Here is a 20,573-nt window from a genome sequence, read left to right as displayed (position 1 = left end):
CCCACCCTGGAGCCAGTCCGTTGAGACGACCGACCCTGCTGCTCGCCCTGCTCCTGCTGCTGGCGGGCTGCACCACCGACTCCGACTCCGTGGCGTCCGCCCCGCGTTGGCGGCCGCACCCCGGGGTGGCCTGGCAGTGGCAGCTCAGCGGCCGGATCGACACCTCCGTCGACGCCCCGGTCTACGACATCGACGGCTTCGACCAGTCCGCGGCCACGGTCGCCGCCCTGCACCGCAAGGGCCGCAAGGTCATCTGCTACCTGTCCACCGGCGCCTGGGAGGACTGGCGGCCCGACGCGAAGAAGTTCCCCCGCTCGGTGATCGGCAGGGGCAACGGCTGGAAGGGCGAGCGCTGGCTCGACATCCGCCGCACGAAGGTCCTGGAGCCGCTCATTGCGGCCCGTCTCGACATGTGCCGCGACAAGGGCTTCGACGCGGTGGAGCCGGACAACATGGACGGCTACCGCAACACCACCGGCTTCCGCCTCACCGCCGCCGACCAGCTCCGCTACAACCGGCTGCTCGCGAGGCTGGCCCACGACCGGGGCATGGCCGTCGGGTTGAAGAACGACCTCGACCAGATCCCGCGGCTGGTGAAGGACTTCGACTTCGCGGTCAACGAACAGTGCGCCCAGTACGGCGAGTGCGCGGCCCTCAAGCCCTTCGTCGAGGCGGACAAGGCCGTCTTCCACGTGGAGTACGAACTGCCGACCAGCCGGTTCTGCGCGCAGTCCCGCCGCCTGCGACTGAGCTCGATGCTCAAGAAGTACGAACTGGGGGTGTGGCGGCGGGCGTGCTGATCCCCAGCCCGGTCACCGTCGTGCCGGCGACGCGGTCGGCGATGGAGCGCCGCGTGGGGGCGAGCACGGGAAGGGCGTTGAGGAGGAACACGATGACCGCGAGCGCCCACACCATTACCGAGGCCACGAAGTACCCCTCGACCAGCAGCACGCAGGCCACGGCGTAGATCGCGATGTCCGCGGCCGTGGTGACGGCGGCGCGGACCGCGGCGTGCCGCGCGGCGACCGGGGCGATCCGCAGCCCGAGCAGTCCCTTGCCGACGGTCCGGCCGGCCAGTGCGAGACAGCCCCACTGGTAGAGGAAGGTCGCCAGGATCAGCGCCCCGAAGGCCTCCTCCACGTCGAGGACCGCCTGGTTCCACAGCGACAGACCGAGGTGCTCCGAGGCGCCGATGACGTCGCCGCGCGAGGTCAGCAGGTCGAGGCCGCCGTGGGTGGCCAGATCGGGCACGTCGGTGACGAGCGCGGTCAAACGGTGGAAGGTGAGGACCGCCAGCCCGGTCGCCAGCGCCAGCACCAGCGAAAAGTCGATGAACCAGGCCACGGCACGACGAAGCTTCGGCACGAACGCCCCCCGATCACGATCTCTTGTCCGTGTACGGCGGAAGAGACTACTGCCCCAGCGACAGCACCAGCAGCGACACCGTCGCCGCCGTCTCGGCCAGCCCTCCGAACACATCGCCGGTCACACCGCCGAAGCGGCGCGTGCAGTGCCGCAGGAGGACTTCGGCGACGGCGAGCGCGGCGAGCACCGCGGCCGCCGCGCGCACCGCGTCGTACGACCCGAGCAGCGCCCCCGCGGCCGCCGCCACGGTCACGGCCGCCGCCACCGCCGCCGCGCCCCGCACCGGCACCACGCCCGCGACCGCCGCGCCCAGCCCCTCCGGGCGCGCGGCCGGCACCCCGGTCCGCGCCGCCAGGGTGAGCGCCAGCCGGGCCGCGGCCGCCGAGACGACGGCGGCCAGCGCGCCCCGCCCCCACGAACCGCCGTAGGCCTGGGCCAGCGCGGCCACTTGGGCGAGCAGCACGAAGACGAGGGTGATGACCCCGAAGGGCCCGATGTCGGACTGCTTCATGATGCGCAGCGCGTCCTCCGCCGGCTTGCCGCTGCCGAGGCCGTCCGCGGTGTCCGCGAGCCCGTCGAGGTGCAGCCCCCGGGTCAGTACGGCGGGTACGGCGGCGGAGGCGACGGCGGCGAGCAGCGCCCCCGCGCCGAGCACCAGCAGCAGGAGGCCGGCCAGGGCCGCGCAGCCGCCGACGACCAGGCCGGCCACCGGGGCGCACAGCATGCCGGCGCGGGCCGCCTCGCGGTCCCAGCGGGTCACCTTCACCGGGAGCACGGTGAGGGTGCCGAAGGCGAAGCGGAGGCCGTCGAGGGGTGGGGTCTTGGGCACCGGCGCAGGTTACCCGGCGGTCGGGAGGGCGGCCGAGGCACCTGCGAATAAAGTGCACATATGGGACATTGGTTGCAGCGCAACATCATCGAGCCGGGCAAACTGCCGCTGCTTCTCGCGCTCACGGCTTTCGTGCTGACGTTCCTCGTCACCCGCGTCATCACCCGCCTCATCCGGGCGGGCAAGGGCCCTTTCGGCAACGTCAAGGCGGGCGGGGTGCACATCCACCACGTCGTCCCCGGGGTCGTGCTCACCATCGTCGGCGGCTTCGGCGCGGTCGCCAGCGACCGGCACGGGTTCGGCACGGCCGTCTGCGCGGTGCTGTTCGGCGTCGGCGCCGGGCTGGTCCTCGACGAGTTCGCGCTGATCCTGCACCTCGACGACGTCTACTGGACCGAGGAGGGCCGCAAGAGCGTCGAGATCGTGGCCCTCACGGCGGCCCTGGTCGGACTGGTCCTCGCCGGCTTCTCGCCGTTCGGGGTCAACGACATGAGCCGGCAGGAACTGCACGACCGCGGCGGCGTCATCTCGACGGTCGCCGTCAACTTCCTGTTCGCGCTCGCCGTCCTGAGCAAGGGCAAGGCCCGCATGGCGATCTTCAGCGTGATCGTGCCGCTCGTCGGCCTGATCGGCCTCGTCCGCCTGGCCCGCCCCGGTTCCCCCTGGGCTCGCCGCTTCTACCGGCGTCGCCCCAAGGCCCGGGCCAGAGCCACCCTGCGCGCCTACCGCCACGACCGCCGCTGGGCGGGCCCCCGCCGCAGGTTCCAGGACCTGATCGGCGGAAAACCCGACCCCCAGGCGCTGCCGCCGCACTGAGGCCGGGACGCGTCAGCGCCTGGCGCGAGCGGTCACCGGGACCGGCGCCGAACGGTGCGGGTCGGGGGCGGAGGAGCAACCACCCGGAACCGCCAGTGGGCTCGGGCGACGGCGACGGGACCGTCGTAGGCGCGAGACGGCGATCAGCGCGGCCACCGCCGCGATCGCCGCGAGGTGCTCCTTGCCCGCGAGGTTGCCCTTGAGCATCACCTCCACCGCCATCGCCGCGGCCACCGCACCGGCCGTGCGGCGGGCGCCGTAGCGCCAGCCGAGGAACACGGCGAGGCCCACCACGGCCGCCGACGGGCCGGTGTCCACGACGCCGGCGTCCGAGGCGGGCAGCCCGAGCGGACTGTCGAAGCCCAGCCCGGTGCCCGCGCGCGCGTACAGCGTCCCGGTGAGGGTCGCGACGTAGGCGATGACGAGGGTGAGCGGACGGCCGAGGCAGATCTCCGCGATGCCGAACACGAAGAGGATCTGGATCAGGGCGCCCCACACGGGCAGATCCAGCGCCGGCACGAACAGCGACAGCGGAGTGCGCAGCAGCGCGGGCAGGAGCGGATCCTCGGCCCGCACGCCCCCGAGGTACTGCACCGGCCCATAGCCCCAGGACTGGTTCTGCACGACCTGCACGACCGCCGTCAGCGCCACCGCCCCGAGGGTCATCGGGATCGCCCGCAGGCGCCGCCCGACCAGCGCGTCGCGCACCGTGACGTACAGGAGCCCCCATTCGGCACGGGCCCAGCGGGCGAGCCTGTTCATCCGGATGGTCCTCATCTGTGCGGTTACCGGTGCTTATCTATGTGTTTCCAGATGTTTGCGATGCATCCACTTCGGCAGCCCCGGCGCCTCCAGGAAGCCCTCGGCCCGTGCCGACGCGACACCGATGCGGAGCAGGTCGGCGCTCTTCTCGAAGAGCAGGAAGCGCGGCTCCCAGATCGGCCGGTACTTGGCGTTGGCGCGGTACAGCGACTCGATCTGCCACCAGCGAGAGAAGAAGCTGAGCAGCGACCGCCACAGCCGCAGCACCGGCCCGGCGCCCAGGCGCGCGCCGCGTTCGAAGACCGAGCGGAACATCGCGAAGTTCAGCGAGACCTGGGTAACCCCGATCTCCCCGGCGCGGCGCAGGAGTTCGAGCACCATGAACTCCATCAGCCCGTTGTCGGAGTCCCGGTCGCGCCGCATCAGGTCCAGGGAGAGCCCGTGCGGCCCCCACGGCACGAAGGAGAGCAGGGCCCGCAGCTCCCCGTCGCCGTCGGTGCACTCGAGCATCACGCAGCGCCCGTCCTCGGGGTCCCCGAGCCGCCCCAGCGCCATGCTGAAACCGCGCTCGGTCGCCCCGTCACGCCAGTCGTCGGCCCGCTTGAGCAGGTACGTCATCTCGTCGGCGGGAATCTCCTCGTGCCGCCGGACGCGGACGCTGTACCCGGCCCGCTTCACCCGGTTGTAGGCCTGCCGCACCGTCCGCATGGCCCGCCCCTCCAGGGTGAAGTCGGCGACCTCGACCAGGGCCTCGTCCCCGAGCTCCAGCGCGTCCAGCCCGTGCCGCGCGTACACGCACCCGGCCTCCTCGCTCGCGCCCATCACCGCCGGGATCCACCCGTGCGCGCGGGCCTCGGCGAGCCAGGGCTCGATGGCGCCGGGCCACGCCTCGGGATCGCCGATCGGGTCCCCGGAGGCCAGTGAGACGCCGCCCACCACCCGGTAGGCCACGGCCGCCTTCCCGCTCGGCGACCAGACCACGCTCTTCTCCCGGCGCAGCGCGAAGTACCCGAGCGAGTCCCGCTCGCCGTGCCGGTCGAGCAGTTCCCGCAGCCGCTTCTCGTCGTCCTCGGTGAGCGGGTCGACGGCGCGCCGGGAGCGGAAGGCGGCGTAGAGCACGGCGAGGACGAGGACCGTGCTGAGCACGTTGATGGCGACGTTCACCCAGTTCGGGACGTCGACGCCGGGGAAGCGGGACTCGTCCACGGCGACGGAGATCAGCCGGAACGTGCCGTAGTGCCAGCGCTCCAGGAACGTCGAACGCGCCGCGTCCGGTGCCTGGTTGGTGACCGTCACCAGCAGCCCGGCGAGCAGCGAGGCGACCAGGGTGCCGCCCACGGCCACGGCGACGGCGAGCCTCGGGTTCGACCGGTCGCCCTTGGCGTAGAACTCCCCGCGCCCCACCAGCAGCGCGGCCACGAAGGCGGCGGTGAGGGCCAGGGAGATCCAGTTCTGGGCGTACTGGCGGATCTCCGCGAAGGTCAGGGCGAACGAGAACAGCGCCAGGAACGGCCCGGCCAGCGCCAGGTTGAGGATCCACGCGGCGCGCTTGCGGCGCCGCATGGTGATGGCGAGGAACGCCGTGAAGACACCGGAGGCGAAGCCGGCGGTCAGCAGGTAGGGCGTGAAGAAGTTCTCCTGGTTGTGCCGCCGCACGTCCTGCCCCAGGGAGACCCATACGGCACTGAGGAAATTGACGAACGCGACGGCCCGCAGGTACCAGACGGCGAAAGCGGCTGCCCGCCGCGAGGCAATTCGGGCATCTCCCATGGACGAGGATCATATGGGCGATGTCCGCCACAATCGTCCAACCTTGGTCTGCGACGGCACAACTTTCGACTGCTCCCGAACCCACTTTCGTAACCGGGCCGGACCCAACCCGCTACTCCGGCTTTTCCTCCGCCGTCTCCAAGCCCTCCGGCTTCTCCGGCAGTTCGGCGGCCAGCGCCGCCGCGGCCTGGACCAGGGGCAGTGCCAGCAGCGCGCCCGTTCCCTCGCCCACCGTCACCCCGTGCTTCAGCAGCGGCTCCAGGGCCATCCGGTCCAGCGCCTTCGCCTGTCCCGGCTCCCCGCTGTCGTGCGCGGCCAGCCACCAGTCCGGCGCCCGGAACGCGACCCGCTGCGCCACCAGCGCGCACGCGGCCACCACGACCCCGTCCAGGATCACCGGCAGCTTGCGCACCGCGCTCTGCAGCAGGAACCCGGTGATCGCGGCGAGGTCGGCCCCACCCACCGTCGCCAGCAGCTGCAACTGGTCGCCCAGCACCGGCCGGGCCCGCCGCAGCGCGTCCCGGATCGCGGCGCACTTGCGCATCCACGCCAGGTCGTCGATCGCCTCGCCGCCCCGCCCGGTCACCACCGAGGCGTCGGTCCCGCACAGCGCCGCGACCAGCACGCCCGCCACCGTCGTCCCGCCGACGCTCACGTCGCCGAGCACCACCAGGTCCGTACCGGAGTCGGCCTCCTCGTCGGCCACCGCGATCCCCGCGCGGAAGGCCGCCTCGGCCTCCTCCAGGGTCAGCGCGTCCTCGATGTCGATACGTCCGCTGCCGCGCCGCACCCGGTGCCCGACCACCTCGTCGGGAAGGGACTTGGGGTCGCAGTCCAGCGCCATGTCGACGATCCGCACCGGCACGCCGAGCCGCCGGGCCAGCACCGACACCGGCCGGCCGCCCTCCAGGACGTCCCGCACCAGCCGCTCGGCACCGCCCGCGGGCCGCGCCGACACGCCCAGCTCGGCGATCCCGTGGTCACCGGCGAAGAGCACCACCCGCGGCCGTTCGATCGGCCGCACCGGCACCGCGGACTGCGCCGCGGACAGCCACTCACCCAGGTCGTCGAGGCGGCCCAGCGACCCGGGCGGCACGATCTGACGCTCCCGGCGCGCCTCGGCGTCGCGGCGCACCCCGCCGTCGGGGCGCTCGATCAGATCGGTGAAGTCGTCGAGATTAAGCGAGCTCATTCGCCGAACAGTACCGGCACCGCTCGAACAGGACGGCGCCACATGGCCACCACGAGCCCCCGACGTCGTTGCCCCCCGGAACGGGATCCCCTACGTTCCCTGTTGTGTCCCTTTTATGGGGAATTGCCGCACGTCTTCGGGAGCCGCCGTGAACCGCCTGCGTACCCGCGTCAGCGACCTCGACCGACATCGACGCCACCGCTCCACCGCCCGCGCCGTCTTCCGCCTGCACCCCGAACCGGAGAGCTGGCTGGACGTCGGGACGGGCGAGGCGCACTTCCCCGGCACCGCGCGGGAACTGTTCCCGTACACCGCCTTCGACGGCGTCGACCCCGACCCCCGCGTCCTGTGGGCCCGCGCGGTCGAGCGCCTGGAGGAGGCGTACGTCGGCACCCTGACGGACCCTCATGTCGCGGTGCCCCTGCGTTCCCGCTACGACGTCGTCACCCTGCTCCGCGCCCCCGACTCCCGCGAGGAACTCCACGCGGCCCTCACCCTCCTGCGCCCCGCGGGCCTGCTCCTCCTGGAGGTCCCGCACCCGCTGAGCGAGGCCCTGCGCGCCGAACTGGAGTCGTACGGCTGCGAGATCGCCGCGTCGACCCGCCTGGTCCTGGACCGCTTCGCCACCAACGCCCACCGCCTGATCGCCCGCCGCCCCTCCGGGAGACCCTGAACGCCGCTCCGCAGGGCCGGTCCTCACCCGCGGAGCACCACAGCCTGCCCGGCCACCACCAGCACCACCTGCTCGCACTCGCCCGCGAACGCCGCGTTCAGCCGCCCGAGCTCGTCCCGGTACCGCCGCCCCGACGCCGTGGCGGGCACGATCCCGGACCCCACCTCGTTGGACACGGCGACCACCGTCCGCCGGGTCCCCCGCACCGCCTCCACCAACTCCCGCACCCGCTCCCGCAGATCCCGCTCACCGGCGTCCGACCACACCGCGTCGTCCCACGCCCCGACGGAGTCCATCGCGTCCGTCAGCCACAGCGACAGACAGTCGATCAGCAACGGCGCCCCGTCCCCGGCCAGCAGCGGCACCAGGTCGCACGTCTCCGCCGTACGCCACGAACCCGGCCGCCGCTCCCGGTGCGCGGCGACCCGCGACGCCCACTCGGAGTCCCCGCCGCGCGTCCCGCCGGTCGCCACGTACAGCACGTCCGGGAAGGCCTCCAGTCGCCGCTCGGCCTCCACCGACTTGCCCGAGCGCGCCCCGCCCAGCACCAGCGTCCGCCGCGGCACGTCGGGCACGTCCTCGTACACCCCCACCGTCAGCGTCGCCCCGTCCGGCACGGCCCGCGCCCCCGCCGCCGCCAGCCGCCGCACCGACTCGGCGCCGGGCGGCACGTCGTGGTCGAGGTGCACGGCCACGACGTCGGTGGTCGGCCCGACGGCGCCGACCGCGCGCAGCCTGGCCAGCGCGTCCGGCCGGCCCACGACATCGGCGAGCACCATGTCGTACGACTCCGCCGTCCCGTTCTCCAGCCCGGCCGGTGACCCCCCGGGCGGCAGGTACAGCAGCCGCTGCCCCTGCGGCCCGGTCACCGCGTACCCGGTCCCCGGCGCGTCCAGCGCCACCGCCCGCACCCGGTGCCCGGTCGGCAGCGTCGACTCCCGCCCGTCCGGCACCCGCCCCGGCTGCGGCAGCCCCGCGGGCACCTCCACGGGCGGCCCGTCGTGCGGATGCGACAGCAGGACCTGCCGTACCCCGCCGAGCGAATGCCCGGCCCGTGCCGCGGCGAACGCGGCGCCGGGCGTCAGGTCGAGCAGCAGGGCGCCGTCCACCAGCACGGCGGTGGCCGCCCGCGCGTTCTCGCCGAGGGCCACCGCGCAGGCGGCACAAGGGCAGTTCGGGCGGGGGAGTCCCGCGGGGGCGCCGGTACCGAGCAAAGTCACTTCCACAGAAGTGATTTTCGCGTGTCTGCGCAGGTGCTGCCCGTCCGACTAGGCTTCTGGCTGGAGCCGGACCAAGATCCGGCTCCTGCTTTGCAGGTGATCGGAGACGGAGGCGTACATGGTGGCATGGACGTGGCGGTTCGAGAAGGCCGACGGCGGGGAGGTCCAGCCCGCGGTGCAGCCCGAGGAGTTCACCACGCAGGGAGACGCCGAGTCCTGGATCGGGGAGCACTGGAAGGCGCTCCTGGAGGGCGGCGCGGACCAGGTCCGGCTGTTCGAGGACTCGACGGAGATCTACGGCCCGATGAGCCTGCACTCCGCGGAGGCCTAGGCCTCCGCGGGCAGGGGGCGGCCCGCTCCTCGCCGACGGCCGCCCCCTGCCGTCACTGCTCGCCCAGGGTCACGTCGGCCTTCTTCTCACTTCCGTTCCGGGTGAAGGTCACCGACGTCCTGTCGCCCGGTTTCTGTGCCGCCAGCGCCTCGGTCAGGGACGCGATGGTGGTGATGTCCGTGTCACCGAACCGGGTGATGACGTCGCCCGGCTCGATCCCGGCCTTGTCGGCCGCCCCACCGCTCTTCACGTCGACCACGGCGACCCCCGCGGGCTGCAGATCGTCGTTCACGACCGTTCGGCCCGTGATGCCGAGCGCGGCCCGGCCCGAGTCGGTGACCTTGCCGCTCTCGATGATCTGGTCGGCGACCGTCTTCACCATCGAGGCGGGGATGGCGAACCCGATGCCGGGCGCCGCGCTGTTGCCGAAGCTCGGGTCGACCGCGGCCAGCGTCGGGATGCCGATGACCTTGCTGTTCAGGTCCACCAGTGCGCCGCCGCTGTTGCCGGGGTTGATGGCCGCGGACGCGTTCAGTCACGCACTCCGCACAGGTGCAGCAGCGCCGCCACCCGGCGATAGGGGTCCGTCCGGCCGGCCCGCTCCTCCACCGCCAGCAGCGTCTCCAGGTCCGCCGGCGCTTCCGCGTCGTCCGCCGCCGTGTCGGTGAACACCCGCACCCCGTACCAGGTGTGCAGCGGCGCCCCGATCCCGGCGAGCGTCGCGGTCAGGGTCTGAAGCCGGTCGGCCCGCACATCCAGCCCCAGCCGGTTGCGGTACGCCACGGTGTCGAAGGCGGCCAGCGCCCCGCCCCAGTCGCCGTACAGCCCCGGCCGCATCGCCAGCGCGTCGCCGTTGCGCACGAGCAGCGACAGCAGTCCGCCGTGGGCCAGCATCCGCGCCACCCCCGCCAGCAGCGCGTCCGGCTCCTCCACGTACATGAGCACGCCGTGGCACAGCACCACGTCGAAGCTGCCCGGCAGGAAGTGCACCCCGGTGTCCCGGCCGTCACCCTCGATGATCCGCACCCGTTCCCGGATGCCCTCCGGCTCGGCGGCCAGCGCCGCACGGGCGGCGGCGACCATCGTGGGGTCCTGCTCCAGACCGGTCACCTGGTGCCCGGCCCGGGCCAGCCGCAGCGCCTGGGTGCCCTGGCCCATCCCGACGTCGAGCACCCGCAGCCGCTGCCCGACCGGGAACCGCCCGGCTATCTGCTCGTCGAGCTGCCGGGCCACCAGCTCCTGCCGTACCACGTCACGCAGCCCGCCCAGCCTGCTCAGCCAGGCATCCGCCGCACCGCCGGTGAACGCCTCCGTGCTCAGGGCCGCTCTCCGCGCTTGACCTGCGGCTTGGGCAGCCGGAGCCGGCGCATCTGCAGGGAGCGCATGAGGCCGTAGGCGACGGCGCCCCTGCGGTTGTGGTCCGGGAACCGCTCGCCGAGCGCCTTGCGCAGCCGGAAGCCGCTGACGAAGGAGTCGAGCACGATGAGCACGATCACGACCAGCCACAGCAGCAGCGCGATGTTCTGCAGCGAGGCAACCCGCACCACGCTCAGCACGAGGATGACCACGGCCATGGGCAGGAAGAACTCCGCCACGTTGAACCGCGAGTCGATCCAGTCGCGCGCGAACTTGCGGACCGGGCCCTTGTCACGGGCCGGCAGGTACCGCTCGTCGCCGCCGGCCAGCGCCTGGCGCTGCCGCTCCAGCGCGGCACGACGGTCCTCGCGCTGGCGCTTGGTGGCGTCCTTGCGCGACGTCGACGTGTTGGCCACGCTGCGGCGCTGGGACTGGGCCTCACTGCGCTTGGGCGTGGGGCGGCCCTTCGGGGCCTGCGGATCACGGGTCTGCTTGGAGTCGGTCAAGCCCACCTTGTCGGCGGGGGCCTTCTCTTCCTTGGCGCGGCTACGGAACACAAAACCCAAGGGTACGGGGTGCCCGGGGTTGGACCCCAGCCCCGTGGGGAACGATCCGGCAACACCAGTCGTCATGTAAGGGACAGAGGGGGCAGTTTCCCCAGGGGGACACCTACTCCCTACGCCGGAGCGGGAGGGGAAGCAGTCGTCCTTGGGGATGAGCGCATCCGTCCCCGAACAGTGCGTCAATGGATGCAGGGCCCGTACTGTGGGTTCTGTCGCAGAGCTGGAGCTGGAAGTCCGTCAGAAGGGGGCGCGCGAAGCCCATGAGCGGTGTCATGAAGCGTATGGGGATGATCTTCCGCGCGAAGGCGAACAAGGCCCTTGACCGGGCCGAGGACCCGCGCGAAACCCTCGATTACTCGTACCAGAAGCAGCTGGAGCTGCTTCAGAAGGTCCGCCGTGGCGTCGCCGACGTGGCGACCTCCCGCAAGCGCCTCGAACTCCAGCTGAACCAGCTGCAGCAGCAGTCGTCCAAGCTGGAGGACCAGGGCCGCAAGGCGCTCGCGCTGGGCCGTGAGGACCTGGCCCGCGAGGCGCTGTCCCGCAAGGCCGCCCTCCAGCAGCAGGTGACGGACCTGGAGACGCAGCACGCGACGCTCCAGGGCGAGGAGGAGAAGCTCACTCTGGCGGCCCAGCGGCTGCAGGCCAAGGTCGACGCCTTCCGTACGAAGAAGGAGACCATCAAGGCCACCTACACGGCCGCCCAGGCCCAGACCCGCATCGGCGAGGCCTTCTCCGGCATCTCGGAGGAGATGGGCGACGTCGGCCTGGCCATCCAGCGCGCCGAGGACAAGACGGCACAGCTCCAGGCACGCGCCGGCGCCATCGACGAACTCCTCGCCTCCGGCGCACTGGACGACCAGTCCGGGATGCACAAGGACGACATCGCCGCCGAGCTGGACCGGATCTCCGGTGGTACGGATGTAGAGCTGGAACTGCAGCGCATGAAGGCCGAGCTCGCCGGAGGTTCGCCCCAGCAGGCGATCGAGGGCGGCACGGGCCAGCCGCAGTCCCAGCAGCAGCCGCAGGACACCCCGCGCTTCGACAAGCAGTAGGGGCCACATCCAGGAGGCCTACATGGGCGACATGGTCGTACGGATCATGGGGGAGGGCCAGGTGAGGCTGGCGGACAGCCACCTCACCGAGCTCGACAAACTGGACGACGAACTCCTGCGGGAAATGCAGAACGGCGACGGCCCGGGCTTCCGCGCCACCCTGCAGGCTCTGCTGTCCAAGGTCAGGGAGCTGGGCACCCCCCTGCCCGACGACTCCCTGGAACCCTCCGAACTGATCCTCCCTTCCCCGGACGCGACGCTGGAGGAAGTGCGGGAGTTGCTGAGCGACGACGGGTTGATTCCCGGCTGAGGGTTCCCCGACTCAGACCGTCCGGCGTTCGAGGACGAGGCCCGAAGAACCGACAGCGGGGGCCTGGGGCCGCAGGCCCCCCGGAGCTACGGCCACCTTCGGTTCCGGCCCAGAGCACGCACCCGTACTGTTCAAGACGTGGGCACCCTGGAACGAACCCGATGCCGGCTGGCGGCGCACCCCCTCGCGCTGGACGCGGCCCTCGCGGCCGGCGTACTGGCCTGCATGGTCGTCGGCTCCTTCGTCGACCCGCACGGCGAGAACGGCGTCACCTGGGGCGTGCGCACCCCCGACCCGCTCGCCCTGGTCCTGATGACCCTCGGCGCCCTCGCCCTGGTCTTCCGCCGCCGCGCCCCCAGGACGGTCCTCGCCCTCACGGGCACCGTCTCCGTGATCGAGTGCGTCGTCGACGACCCCCGCGCCCCCGTCGCCATGTCCGCGGTCATCGCCCTGTACACCGTCGCCTCCACCACCGACCGCCCCACCACCTGGCGCCTGGGCCTGCTCACCATGACCGTCCTGACCGGCGCCGCGATGCTCGGCGGCCCGCTGCCCTGGTACGCCCAGGAGAACCTCGCGATCTTCGCCTGGACCGGCATCGGCGCGACCGCCGGCGACGCCGTACGCAGCCGCAGAGCCGTCGTCCAGGCCATCCGCGACCGCGCCGAGCGGGCCGAACGCACCCGCGAGGAGGAGGCCCGCCGCCGGGTCGCCGAGGAACGCCTCCGTATCGCCCGCGACCTGCACGACGTCGTCGCCCACCACATCGCCCTGGTCAACGTCCAGGCGGGCGTCGCCGCGCACGTCATGGACAAACGGCCCGACCAGGCCAAGGAGGCCCTGGCCCACGTACGCGAGGCGAGCCGCTCCGCGCTCAACGAACTCCGCGCCACCGTCGGCCTGCTGCGGCAGTCCGGCGACCCCGAGGCCCCCACCGAACCGGCCCCGGGCCTGGACCGCCTCGACGAACTCGTCGGCACCTTCCGCAGCGCGGGGCTGCACGTCGAGGTCGCCCGCGCCGACCACGGCACCACCCTTCCCGCGGCCGTCGACCTCGCCGCCTACCGCGTCATCCAGGAAGCCCTCACCAACGTCCGCAAGCACGCGGGTGGCGAGGCGAAGGCCGAGGTCAGCGTGGTCCGCGTGGGCCCGAACATCGAGATCACGGTCCTCGACAACGGCAGCGGAGAGGACCAGGACCCCGCCGACGGCGGCGGCCACGGACTGCTCGGCATGCGCGAACGCGTCACCGCCCTGCGCGGCACCCTCACCACCGGCCCCCGCTACGGCGGCGGCTTCCGCGTCCATGCGATCCTGCCGGTCAAGACCCGTACCGCCGCCACCGGGGGAAGTGCATGACGATCCGTGTCCTGCTCGCCGACGACCAGGCCCTGCTGCGCAGCGCCTTCCGGGTGCTCGTCGACTCCGAGCCCGACATGGAGGTCGTCGGCGAGGCGTCCGACGGCGCGGAGGCGGTACGGCTGGCGAAGGAGCAGCGCGCCGACGTCGTTCTCATGGACATCCGCATGCCGGGCACCGACGGGCTGGCCGCCACCCGCATGATCAGCACCGACCCCTCCCTCGCCCACGTCCGCATCGTCATCCTCACGACCTTCGAGGTCGACGACTACGTCGTGCAGTCGCTGCGCGCCGGGGCCTCCGGGTTCCTTGGCAAGGGCAGTGAACCCGAGGAACTGCTCGCCGCCATCCGCGTCGCGGCGGGCGGCGAGGCCCTGCTCTCCCCGGCCGCCACCAAGGGCCTGATCGCCCGCTTCCTCGCCCAGGGCGAACCGGGCGACGACGACCACGACCCGGCCCGCGCCGAACGCCTGGACGCCCTCACCGTCCGCGAACGCGAGGTCCTCGTCCAGGTCGCCGCCGGCCACTCCAACGACGAGATCGCCGACCGCCTGGAAGTAAGCCCGTTGACGGTCAAAACCCACGTCAACAGAGCCATGTCCAAACTGGGCGCCCGCGACAGAGCCCAACTGGTCGTCATCGCCTACGAGTCGGGCCTGGTACGCCCGAGGGCGGAAGGCTGAGCCAGAAGGCGGTGCCCTTCGCGGGCGTATGGCCGATCAGAAGCGGTGAGCGCACAGTTCCGCGCTCGCTCCTAATCCGAAAGATCCTCAGGAACGGGGACTTCTTGCAGGCGCTGGATGATCAGCTCGAGATCCGACAGCGCTTTGGCGCAGAACAGCGGATCCTGCACGTTGACGGAGTGGACGACGTCGGCGAACGCGGGATTGTCAAGCCCTTGCGCTTCGCTCAGGATGCGGGACGGCACCAGGACCCAATTTCTCCTGGTCCTGTCGAGCGTCCACGCGACTTCGGTCCGCCAATCCCTCGTGACCTCTTCTATGAGCCGTGCAACCTTTTCCCGTGGCGACTTGTATCTGAACCCCATGTATGGCACCTGACGATATCCGTGCACAGGATGAGTCTCCGCAGGCAAGGAGAACCAGGCGAGATCCCCGAACCTGAGGAGTGCCTGGATTGCCTGCTCACTGCGTGCCGACACGGCGAGATCCTCCACGTATCACCAGAGCGGACCTGAGTACCCACCGTCGTGGACGAGGAGCTTCTTGCCCGGGTTCAACAGTCGAATGGCTCGCTCGAAGTCACCGTACGGAATCGGGTCTGATGCCATTACCGGATCGTACACGTATCGGCCGTCTGTGTAGACGTCGTGGTAGCGGTATTCCGTCACAACTTGGCCTGAACTTTCAGGAATGTTGATAATTGGGTCGTCGTGTAGGGTGAAATTTATAATTTTCCCTTGCCCGCCCGTTCGTCGCAGGATGTATTCGGCTACCTCTGAACAGTCGATATTTCCGCCGGTCGGAGCTGACCGCATGACTTCGGCCGCTTTTTCGTTTGGAGGGAAATTGGGGTTCGGCTCTCTGAAGTCGAAGGGTCCCCGAGCATTACTGCCAAGCGGGCAATTTGGAGCAAGGCCGAGCGAATCGGATCGGATGTGCGGGTTGGGTACATAGGAAGCCGGGTTTGGGCTGGGCGCCAGTCCCAGCGGGTCCTGTGTGAGGTAGCGGGCTGATTCTGGGTCGTAGTGGCGGAAGTAGTTGTAGTGGAGGCCTGTTTCTGGGTCGGCGTACTGGCCCGGGAAGCGGAGGGGGGTGGGTGTGTTGTGCCAGGTCGTCGTGCCCCAGAGGGTGGTCCGGGCGTGCCCGGCGATCGCGCCGGCCTCGTCGACCAGTTCCGTGGGGGTGCCGATCAGGTCGGTGACGATCGCGTAGAAGCGGGAGTCGATCTCCTCCTGGGGCGCGTCCGGGAGGAAATTGCGTTCGGTCTGCGTCAGGGGACGGAGGCCGTCGTGGTCCCAGGTGAGAGTCGAGGCGGGCTCGGTGGTGCCCGGGACATGCGTGGCCTGTTCGGCCAGTGTGGTGCCGTCCCAGGTGAAGTCCACCTGTTCCAGGACCGTCTCGCCGTCCGCGGCCACGCGTTGTTTGGCCGTGCGGCGGCCGAGGGGGTCGTAGCGGTAGCGCCAGGTCGTGCCGTCCGGGGTGATCACCGAGGTGAGGCGGTCCTCGGCGTCCCAGGTGTAGCGCCACGTGTCCGGCTTGCGGGACAGGCGCGTCTTCCGGCGCAGAGTGACGCGCCCCGCGGCGTCGTGTTCGTAGCGGACGCTCCCCGCGCGGGTGATGCGCGTGCCCGTGTAGGCGCGCTCGCCCGTGGCCTCCTGGCCCGGCATGGAGGCCGGCCAGGTCGCGTGGGTCTGGTTGCCCGCGGCGTCGTAGGCGTAGGACTCCGTCCAGTCGGCCGCCCGGACCGCCGTGACCCGGCCGGCCGCGTCCAGGGTGAAACGGCGGCTGCCGTTCAGGTCGTCGTCGACGCCGATCAGGTGGCCGTCGGCCCGGTAGGTGTAGGCGCGGTGCTGCAGGCGCCGGTCGGCCGGGCCGGTGAGTTCCTGTTTCGTCAGGCGGCCCAGCGGGTCGAAGGTGTGCTCCAGGGTGGCCAGTTCGCCGATGTGCCGGGTCACTTCGCGGCCGGCCGCGTCATGGGTGAAGGTCAGGGTCTGGCCGGCGGTGGTCAGCGCGGTGCGGTTGCCCGCCGCGTCGTACGACCACACGCTCCTCGCCCCGGTCGGCGTCGTCCGGCTCGTGCGGCGGCCCAGAACGTCGTAGGCGTGGGTGACGGTGCGGCCGTCGACCGTCTCGGAGATCAGGCGTCCCGATGCGTCCCGCCGGAGTTCCAGGACCGCGTCCGGGTTGGCCGCCCGGGCCAGGCCGCCCGTCATGTCGTACGCGTACGTCGTGACCGTGCCCGCCGCGTCCTTGCGCACCACACGGCCCAGCACGTCCCGCTCGAAGCGGAGGACCTCGCCGGAAGCCGTCGTGGTGGCGGTCAACTGGCCCGCCGCGTCATGGGCGTACGTCACCGCACGGTCGTCGAAGTCCGTCTCCGCGACCAGCCGGCCGGCCCGGTCGTACTCGTAACTCCACGTCAGACCCTGCGGATTGCTGACCTTCGTCAGGCGCAGTTCCGTGTCGTGGTCGAACTCGTACCGCACGCCGTCCGGGCCCGTGCGGGCCGACATCAGGTCGAAGTGCGTGTACTCGTACCGGGTGACCGCGCCCAACGGGTCGGTGTGGCTGGTGCAGTTGCCCTCGCCGTCGTACGTCCACGCCTCCGTCGTGCCGTCCGGGGCGGTACGGCGGGACAGCCGGCCCTCGACCGTCCACACCAGCCGGGTGGCGGCTCCGAGCGGGTCGGTGATCGTCGTCGGGCGGCCGAAGGCGTCGCGTGCGTAGCGGGTGACCGCGCCCAGCGGGTCCGTGACCTCAAGCGGCAGGCCCGCGGCGTTGCAGCGGACCGTGGTGGTCGCGCCCAGCGCGTCCGTGATCGCCGCGAGGTTGCCCAGGGCGTCGTAGGCGAAGCGGGTCGTCGCACCGGAGGTGTCCGTCACCGCGATGCGGTTGCCGAACTCGTCGAACCGCTGGCTGGTGTACGTCCCGTCGGCGCCGCGGATCGAGACGGGCAGGCCGCGATCGTCGTAGCCGACGCTGGTGTAAGCGCCGTCCGGGCGTACGGCCATCACCACACGGCCGGCGTCGTCGTAGGCGTGGCTCACCGTCCGGCCCAGTGGGTCCGTCTCGGTCAGCGGGCGGTCGTGCCGGTCGTACGTGGTGCGGGTGACGGCGCCGTCCGGGGCCGTCACCGCCACCACCTGCAGGTCACGGTTGACCTGGTAACGCGTGGTCTGCCCGAGGGAGTTGGTGACCGAGACGGTTCGGTCACCGGTGTCCGGACCGGGGTCGCCGTAGGCGAAGGTGTTGCGCAGGTGGCCGGCCTCGCCCGACTGGGAGACGCAGCGGTCCTGGTCGTCGTAGACGTACGTGTACGACGAGTCGTTGGTGTCCGTCCAGGCGGTGATCCGGCCCATGGCGTCGTTCGTGAACCGGGTCGGGATGCCGGAGGAGTTCGTGACCGTGGCGAGGTGGCCGTGAGCGTCGTAGCCGAAGCGGACCAACTCGATGTCCTGGCCGCGGTCCGCCAGGCGCAGAGCGGTGATGCGGTTCCCGGCGTGCTCGATGCCGAGGCGGTAGCCGGCCGAGTGGACGATCGCGGTCGGGGCGGCCCGGTCGTCGTACTCGAAGGAGAGCCACTGGCCCGACCGGTCGGAGATCTGGGCCAGGAGCGCGATGCCGTCACCGTCGCCACCCGGTGCGGCGAAGAACCAAGTGCGGCCCGAGGCCGGGTCGTCGACGGTGTAGTCGCCCCAGGTGTCGACCGTCAGCGGGTGGCCGTCGCCGGCCAGGGGCAGGACCGGAACACCCGGAGCCGGATGCGGGTAGGCGAGCAGCGAGCCGTCCTCGCGGACGAAGACGACGCCCTCGGCGTCGATCTCCAGCCGCTGGTCGGCCGTCGAGGTCCACGCCGGGCCGAACCAGCGGCCCGCCCGGTACGACGACTCGAACTGCCGGGTGAACAGCAGAGGCAGCTTGGCGGGGAGCGTCACGTCCGTCTGGGGCAGCGACACACGGCCGGTTGCCATGTCGACGGGGTCGCCGCCGAACACCTTGCACTTGATGCTCCGGGCGGTGTCCGCGAGCCGCTCGCTCACGCTCCGCCGTGCCGTCGCCGTCATGGCGTCCCTCGCGGCCGCTCGGCTGCCGGCCCCGATCGCGCCCCTCTCCAACCCACCGGCACCCTTGCCGCCGACCAGGTTGGAGATCAGGTACCCGCCCGCGTCGGCCGGATCGCTGCTCCAGCCGCTGCCCAGGATCGCCTTCGGCAGGCGCTCGGGGTGGGCGGCGGTGCCCACCAGGCCGGCCAGCAGCATGTTGCTGTTCGCCATGAACTGGGCCGGGTGGGTGACGTTGTAGGGGTCCATGGGGTTGACCGAGCGGGCCAGCTTCACCGCGTCCACGCCGCCCCTGACGAGACCTCCCATGCTGTGCAGCATGTTGAGTTCGGTGCCGGCCAGGGCGTCCTTGGCGTCGGCGCCCATCCGGTCGGTGAACTCCGGCCTCGCCGGGGCCTGTTCCAGAGCGGCCGCGACCAGCCGCTGCGCGTCGCGTGCCGCGTCGGTGCGCTGACGGCGGGCCTCCGCCAGGATGCTCTCGGCCGTCGAGCGGCCCGCCGCTCCGGGGTCGTCGAACTCGCCCGGCTCGGTCGGCCTCTGCCCGGGGCCCTGCCCGTTGAGCGCCTTCGCGTTGTACTGCTCGGCCGCCTGGTTGTACGCCCTCACCTCGGCGTTGTACGCGTCCGCCGCCTGCTTGCTGAGCCTCTGCGCATCCCGCCAGGCGTCGATCGCCAGCTGCGCCTGCTGCTGGGCCCAGCGCACCGTGCTCGCGTATGCCTCCAGGGCCTTGGCCGCTGTCTCGCATGCGTCGGCCGCCGTCAGCCACTGCTTGGGGTGCGGCTCGAACTTCGCGCGGAAGGCGTCCGCGGCCTGGCCACGCCAGCTGCCGGCGTCCAGGGACCGCAGCCCCTGCCCGACGTTCTCGAACGCCCGGGAGAACTTCCCCAGATGACCGGCCCGCTCCTCCAGCGCCGCCGGACTGCCGTGGACCAGCTCCTTGGGATCCTCGGTCTCGCCCAGGCGCCGCTCGGCGACCTCGCCGCCCAGCCGGTTGTTCACGCCCTCGCCGAAGTCGCGCACCCCTTCGGCCATGCCGTCCGCGCCGAGGGCCGACAGGCCGTCCGCCGCCTGGTCCGAGCCCCAGTTGACGGCCTCGCCGACGCCCCGCTTCACACTGCCGGCGGCGCTCTCCAGACCGTCTCCGAGATCGTCGACGAACCCCCCGATGCCCATCAGCCCTCACCCTCGCCGGACTCCGGGCCGGCCGGAGGCGGCCCGCCCCACTGCCATTCGGTGCGCGGATCGAACAGGGCGTCCGGTGTCACCGTCGAGGTGTCCAGGTCCTTCCCCGTCTGCGCCCAGGCCGCCGCCACCTCCCGGTCGCCCTCGACGAAGGACCCCATGCTGTAGTCCGCGTTCGCGGCGTCGGAGTAGTTGTTGTCCTCGAACGTCTGGGACCAGGAACGCTGTCGGGCCTGCTCCTCGGTCAGGTTCGGATTGCCCGCGGCAGCCGTCCACACGTTCTTCAGGAGGCCGGAGACGTACTGCTCCTGGTCGTGGTAGAGCCCCGCCGACAGGCCCAGGCCGTACGCGAAGTCGTTGGCGTCCTGCATCAGCGACCGCACGCCCCAGCTCCATCGTTCGCAGAAGTCCGCAAACACCTGCCGCAGACTGCCGTCCCCCACTTCCAGACCGTCCAGCTCCAAGTCGTCGAAGCCGCGCCCGAGATTCGCCTCGACGTCGAAGCCCTGCGTCTTCAGTTCGTCCATCGCCTGGTCGATGCCCTTGGTGATCCGCTGAAGCGCCTCCGGATCGACCTGGTAGCCGCCGCCCTCGCTCACGCCGTCACCTCCGCGGCGTCCACGGCCACCTCGTCCGGAACGATTCCTCGCACCGGCGGCAGCACCATCCCCGCCGGGCTGCCCGCGTCCACCGCGATCCCGGCCGGCCCGCCCACCCGCGGGATCACCTGATCCAGCAACCGCGCCCCGAACACCGGCACTCGCTCGGGCACCGCCTCACCGCGCGCCCGCGCGAAACGCTCCAGGGCCGCGTCGTCGGTGAACGCGAACAGCCAGCGGATTCCGCCGGCTTCGACCGACAGCACCGAGTCGTCCACGACCGGAACGAGCACCTCACTGCGCCGGAACCGCCCTACGGCCCGCCGCAGGTCCCCGGGCCGGGGCGTCGCCGGATCCGCCGGCCGCGGTCGCAGTTCGTCGGCTTCCACTTCAGCCCCCGTAGTACAGCCAGTCGGTCATCGCCAGAATGATCGATTCTGCCAGTGGGTC

At 71.7% G+C, this 20,573-nt stretch carries 20 protein-coding genes and 1 pseudogene; 8 read left to right on the top strand and 13 right to left on the bottom strand.

Annotation, left to right across the window (positions count from 1 at the left end; translation table 11 throughout):
- Positions 1 to 20: 20 nt before the first annotated feature.
- A complete protein-coding gene (locus FBY22_RS32090; protein WP_142151473.1) occupies positions 21 to 800 on the top strand; it encodes an endo alpha-1,4 polygalactosaminidase in 780 nt (259 codons plus the stop codon).
- Here the strand turns inward: FBY22_RS32090 and FBY22_RS32085 are convergent.
- Complete coding sequence (locus FBY22_RS32085) at positions 760 to 1,365, bottom strand: RDD family protein (protein ID WP_260845220.1); 606 nt, start codon at positions 1,363 to 1,365, stop codon at positions 760 to 762. The two genes, FBY22_RS32090 and FBY22_RS32085, sit on opposite strands and share 41 nt — an antisense overlap.
- Positions 1,366 to 1,411: 46 nt before the next feature.
- Positions 1,412 to 2,194 carry an adenosylcobinamide-GDP ribazoletransferase gene (locus tag FBY22_RS32080; protein ID WP_142151472.1) on the bottom strand — a complete coding sequence of 261 codons (783 nt, stop codon included), beginning with the start codon at positions 2,192 to 2,194 and terminating at the stop codon, positions 1,412 to 1,414.
- Between the two features lie 60 nt (positions 2,195 to 2,254).
- Between FBY22_RS32080 and FBY22_RS32075 the strand changes: the two genes are divergently transcribed.
- Positions 2,255 to 3,010, top strand: a complete 756-nt coding sequence (locus FBY22_RS32075) for a hypothetical protein (protein WP_142151471.1) — start codon at positions 2,255 to 2,257, stop codon at positions 3,008 to 3,010.
- A 12-nt stretch (positions 3,011 to 3,022) separates the two neighbouring features.
- Here FBY22_RS32075 and FBY22_RS44030 read toward each other — a convergent pair whose 3' ends face one another.
- From FBY22_RS44030 to cobT, 3 genes are all read right to left on the bottom strand, one after another.
- Positions 3,023 to 3,772: a hypothetical protein gene (locus FBY22_RS44030; protein WP_160159943.1), complete on the bottom strand. Its 750-nt coding sequence runs from the start codon at positions 3,770 to 3,772 to the stop codon at positions 3,023 to 3,025.
- Between the two features lie 33 nt (positions 3,773 to 3,805).
- Positions 3,806 to 5,542, bottom strand: a complete 1,737-nt coding sequence (locus FBY22_RS32065; protein WP_142151470.1) for a phosphatidylglycerol lysyltransferase domain-containing protein — start codon at positions 5,540 to 5,542, stop codon at positions 3,806 to 3,808.
- Positions 5,543 to 5,654: 112 nt separating this feature from the next.
- Positions 5,655 to 6,734 carry a nicotinate-nucleotide--dimethylbenzimidazole phosphoribosyltransferase gene (gene cobT / locus FBY22_RS32060; RefSeq protein ID WP_142151469.1) on the bottom strand — a complete coding sequence of 360 codons (1,080 nt, stop codon included), beginning with the start codon at positions 6,732 to 6,734 and terminating at the stop codon, positions 5,655 to 5,657.
- A gap of 148 nt (positions 6,735 to 6,882) precedes the next feature.
- Here cobT and FBY22_RS32055 point away from each other — a divergent pair, with 148 nt between their 5' ends.
- A complete protein-coding gene (locus FBY22_RS32055) occupies positions 6,883 to 7,407 on the top strand; it encodes a methyltransferase domain-containing protein (RefSeq protein WP_313905470.1) in 525 nt (174 codons plus the stop codon).
- Positions 7,408 to 7,430: 23 nt separating this feature from the next.
- Here FBY22_RS32055 and FBY22_RS32050 read toward each other — a convergent pair whose 3' ends face one another.
- Positions 7,431 to 8,633 (bottom strand): bifunctional adenosylcobinamide kinase/adenosylcobinamide-phosphate guanylyltransferase, encoded by a 1,203-nt coding sequence (locus FBY22_RS32050; RefSeq protein WP_174267311.1) that lies wholly within the window; start codon positions 8,631 to 8,633, stop codon positions 7,431 to 7,433.
- 112 nt (positions 8,634 to 8,745) lie between these two features.
- Here FBY22_RS32050 and FBY22_RS32045 point away from each other — a divergent pair, with 112 nt between their 5' ends.
- Positions 8,746 to 8,958, top strand: coding sequence for a hypothetical protein (locus FBY22_RS32045; protein ID WP_142151467.1), 213 nt, complete (start codon positions 8,746 to 8,748; stop codon positions 8,956 to 8,958).
- Positions 8,959 to 9,010: 52 nt separating this feature from the next.
- On the opposite strand, the pseudogene FBY22_RS32040 reads toward FBY22_RS32045, so the two are convergent.
- The 3 genes and pseudogenes from FBY22_RS32040 to FBY22_RS32030 form a co-directional block, all read right to left on the bottom strand.
- Positions 9,011 to 9,493, bottom strand: a pseudogene (locus FBY22_RS32040) (S1C family serine protease); the annotation flags it as partial.
- Complete coding sequence (locus tag FBY22_RS32035; protein ID WP_142152583.1) at positions 9,490 to 10,191, bottom strand: bifunctional 2-polyprenyl-6-hydroxyphenol methylase/3-demethylubiquinol 3-O-methyltransferase UbiG; 702 nt, start codon at positions 10,189 to 10,191, stop codon at positions 9,490 to 9,492. The gene FBY22_RS32035 and the pseudogene FBY22_RS32040, both read right to left, overlap by 4 nt.
- 83 nt (positions 10,192 to 10,274) lie before the next feature.
- Positions 10,275 to 10,946, bottom strand: a complete 672-nt coding sequence (locus tag FBY22_RS32030) for a DUF3043 domain-containing protein (RefSeq protein ID WP_142151466.1) — start codon at positions 10,944 to 10,946, stop codon at positions 10,275 to 10,277.
- A gap of 218 nt (positions 10,947 to 11,164) precedes the next feature.
- Here FBY22_RS32030 and FBY22_RS32025 point away from each other — a divergent pair, with 218 nt between their 5' ends.
- The 4 genes from FBY22_RS32025 to FBY22_RS32010 all read left to right on the top strand — a co-directional run bounded on the left by FBY22_RS32025 (position 11,165) and on the right by FBY22_RS32010 (position 14,281).
- Entirely contained in the window at positions 11,165 to 11,929 is a 765-nt protein-coding gene (locus FBY22_RS32025) for a PspA/IM30 family protein (protein ID WP_399212570.1), read from the top strand.
- A 31-nt stretch (positions 11,930 to 11,960) separates the two neighbouring features.
- Positions 11,961 to 12,239 carry a PspA-associated protein PspAA gene (locus FBY22_RS32020; RefSeq protein WP_142152582.1) on the top strand — a complete coding sequence of 93 codons (279 nt, stop codon included), beginning with the start codon at positions 11,961 to 11,963 and terminating at the stop codon, positions 12,237 to 12,239.
- 138 nt (positions 12,240 to 12,377) lie between these two features.
- Positions 12,378 to 13,598, top strand: coding sequence for a sensor histidine kinase (locus FBY22_RS32015; protein ID WP_142151464.1), 1,221 nt, complete (start codon positions 12,378 to 12,380; stop codon positions 13,596 to 13,598).
- Positions 13,595 to 14,281 (top strand): response regulator transcription factor, encoded by a 687-nt coding sequence (locus FBY22_RS32010; RefSeq protein WP_142151463.1) that lies wholly within the window; start codon positions 13,595 to 13,597, stop codon positions 14,279 to 14,281. Before FBY22_RS32015 ends, FBY22_RS32010 begins: the two co-directional genes overlap by 4 nt.
- A 71-nt stretch (positions 14,282 to 14,352) precedes the next feature.
- On the opposite strand, the gene FBY22_RS32005 is transcribed toward FBY22_RS32010, so the two are convergent.
- The 4 genes from FBY22_RS32005 to FBY22_RS31990 are packed head-to-tail and all read right to left on the bottom strand — an operon-like array spanning position 14,353 to position 20,512.
- Entirely contained in the window at positions 14,353 to 14,775 is a 423-nt protein-coding gene (locus FBY22_RS32005) for a hypothetical protein (RefSeq protein ID WP_142151462.1), read from the bottom strand.
- 3 nt (positions 14,776 to 14,778) lie between these two features.
- Positions 14,779 to 19,515, bottom strand: a complete 4,737-nt coding sequence (locus tag FBY22_RS32000) for a putative T7SS-secreted protein (RefSeq protein ID WP_142151461.1) — start codon at positions 19,513 to 19,515, stop codon at positions 14,779 to 14,781.
- Complete coding sequence (locus FBY22_RS31995) at positions 19,515 to 20,123, bottom strand: hypothetical protein (RefSeq protein ID WP_142151460.1); 609 nt, start codon at positions 20,121 to 20,123, stop codon at positions 19,515 to 19,517. The genes FBY22_RS32000 and FBY22_RS31995 overlap by 1 nt, the downstream gene beginning before the upstream one ends.
- Positions 20,120 to 20,512 (bottom strand): SseB family protein, encoded by a 393-nt coding sequence (locus tag FBY22_RS31990; RefSeq protein WP_260845219.1) that lies wholly within the window; start codon positions 20,510 to 20,512, stop codon positions 20,120 to 20,122. The genes FBY22_RS31995 and FBY22_RS31990 overlap by 4 nt, the downstream gene beginning before the upstream one ends.
- Positions 20,513 to 20,573: the final 61 nt, after the last annotated feature.

Source organism: Streptomyces sp. SLBN-31 (assembly GCF_006715395.1).
Classification (GTDB): Bacteria; Actinomycetota; Actinomycetes; order Streptomycetales; family Streptomycetaceae; genus Streptomyces.
This window is presented reverse-complemented; position numbering and strand designations above follow the sequence as displayed.

Excerpts from the sequence above, each read along its gene's own strand:
- FBY22_RS32075 (WP_142151471.1), top strand. The coding sequence starts at position 2,255 with ATGGGACATTGGTTGCAGCGCAACATCATCGAGCCGGGCAAACTGCCG.
- FBY22_RS44030 (WP_160159943.1), bottom strand. The coding sequence starts at position 3,772 with ATGAACAGGCTCGCCCGCTGGGCCCGTGCCGAATGGGGGCTCCTGTAC.
- FBY22_RS32065 (WP_142151470.1), bottom strand. The coding sequence starts at position 5,542 with ATGGGAGATGCCCGAATTGCCTCGCGGCGGGCAGCCGCTTTCGCCGTC.
- cobT (WP_142151469.1), bottom strand. The coding sequence starts at position 6,734 with ATGAGCTCGCTTAATCTCGACGACTTCACCGATCTGATCGAGCGCCCC.
- FBY22_RS32045 (WP_142151467.1), top strand. The coding sequence starts at position 8,746 with ATGGTGGCATGGACGTGGCGGTTCGAGAAGGCCGACGGCGGGGAGGTC.
- FBY22_RS32030 (WP_142151466.1), bottom strand. The coding sequence starts at position 10,946 with ATGACGACTGGTGTTGCCGGATCGTTCCCCACGGGGCTGGGGTCCAAC.
- FBY22_RS32025 (WP_399212570.1), top strand. The coding sequence starts at position 11,165 with ATGATCTTCCGCGCGAAGGCGAACAAGGCCCTTGACCGGGCCGAGGAC.
- FBY22_RS32020 (WP_142152582.1), top strand. The coding sequence starts at position 11,961 with ATGGTCGTACGGATCATGGGGGAGGGCCAGGTGAGGCTGGCGGACAGC.
- FBY22_RS32010 (WP_142151463.1), top strand. The coding sequence starts at position 13,595 with ATGACGATCCGTGTCCTGCTCGCCGACGACCAGGCCCTGCTGCGCAGC.
- FBY22_RS32000 (WP_142151461.1), bottom strand. The coding sequence starts at position 19,515 with ATGGGCATCGGGGGGTTCGTCGACGATCTCGGAGACGGTCTGGAGAGC.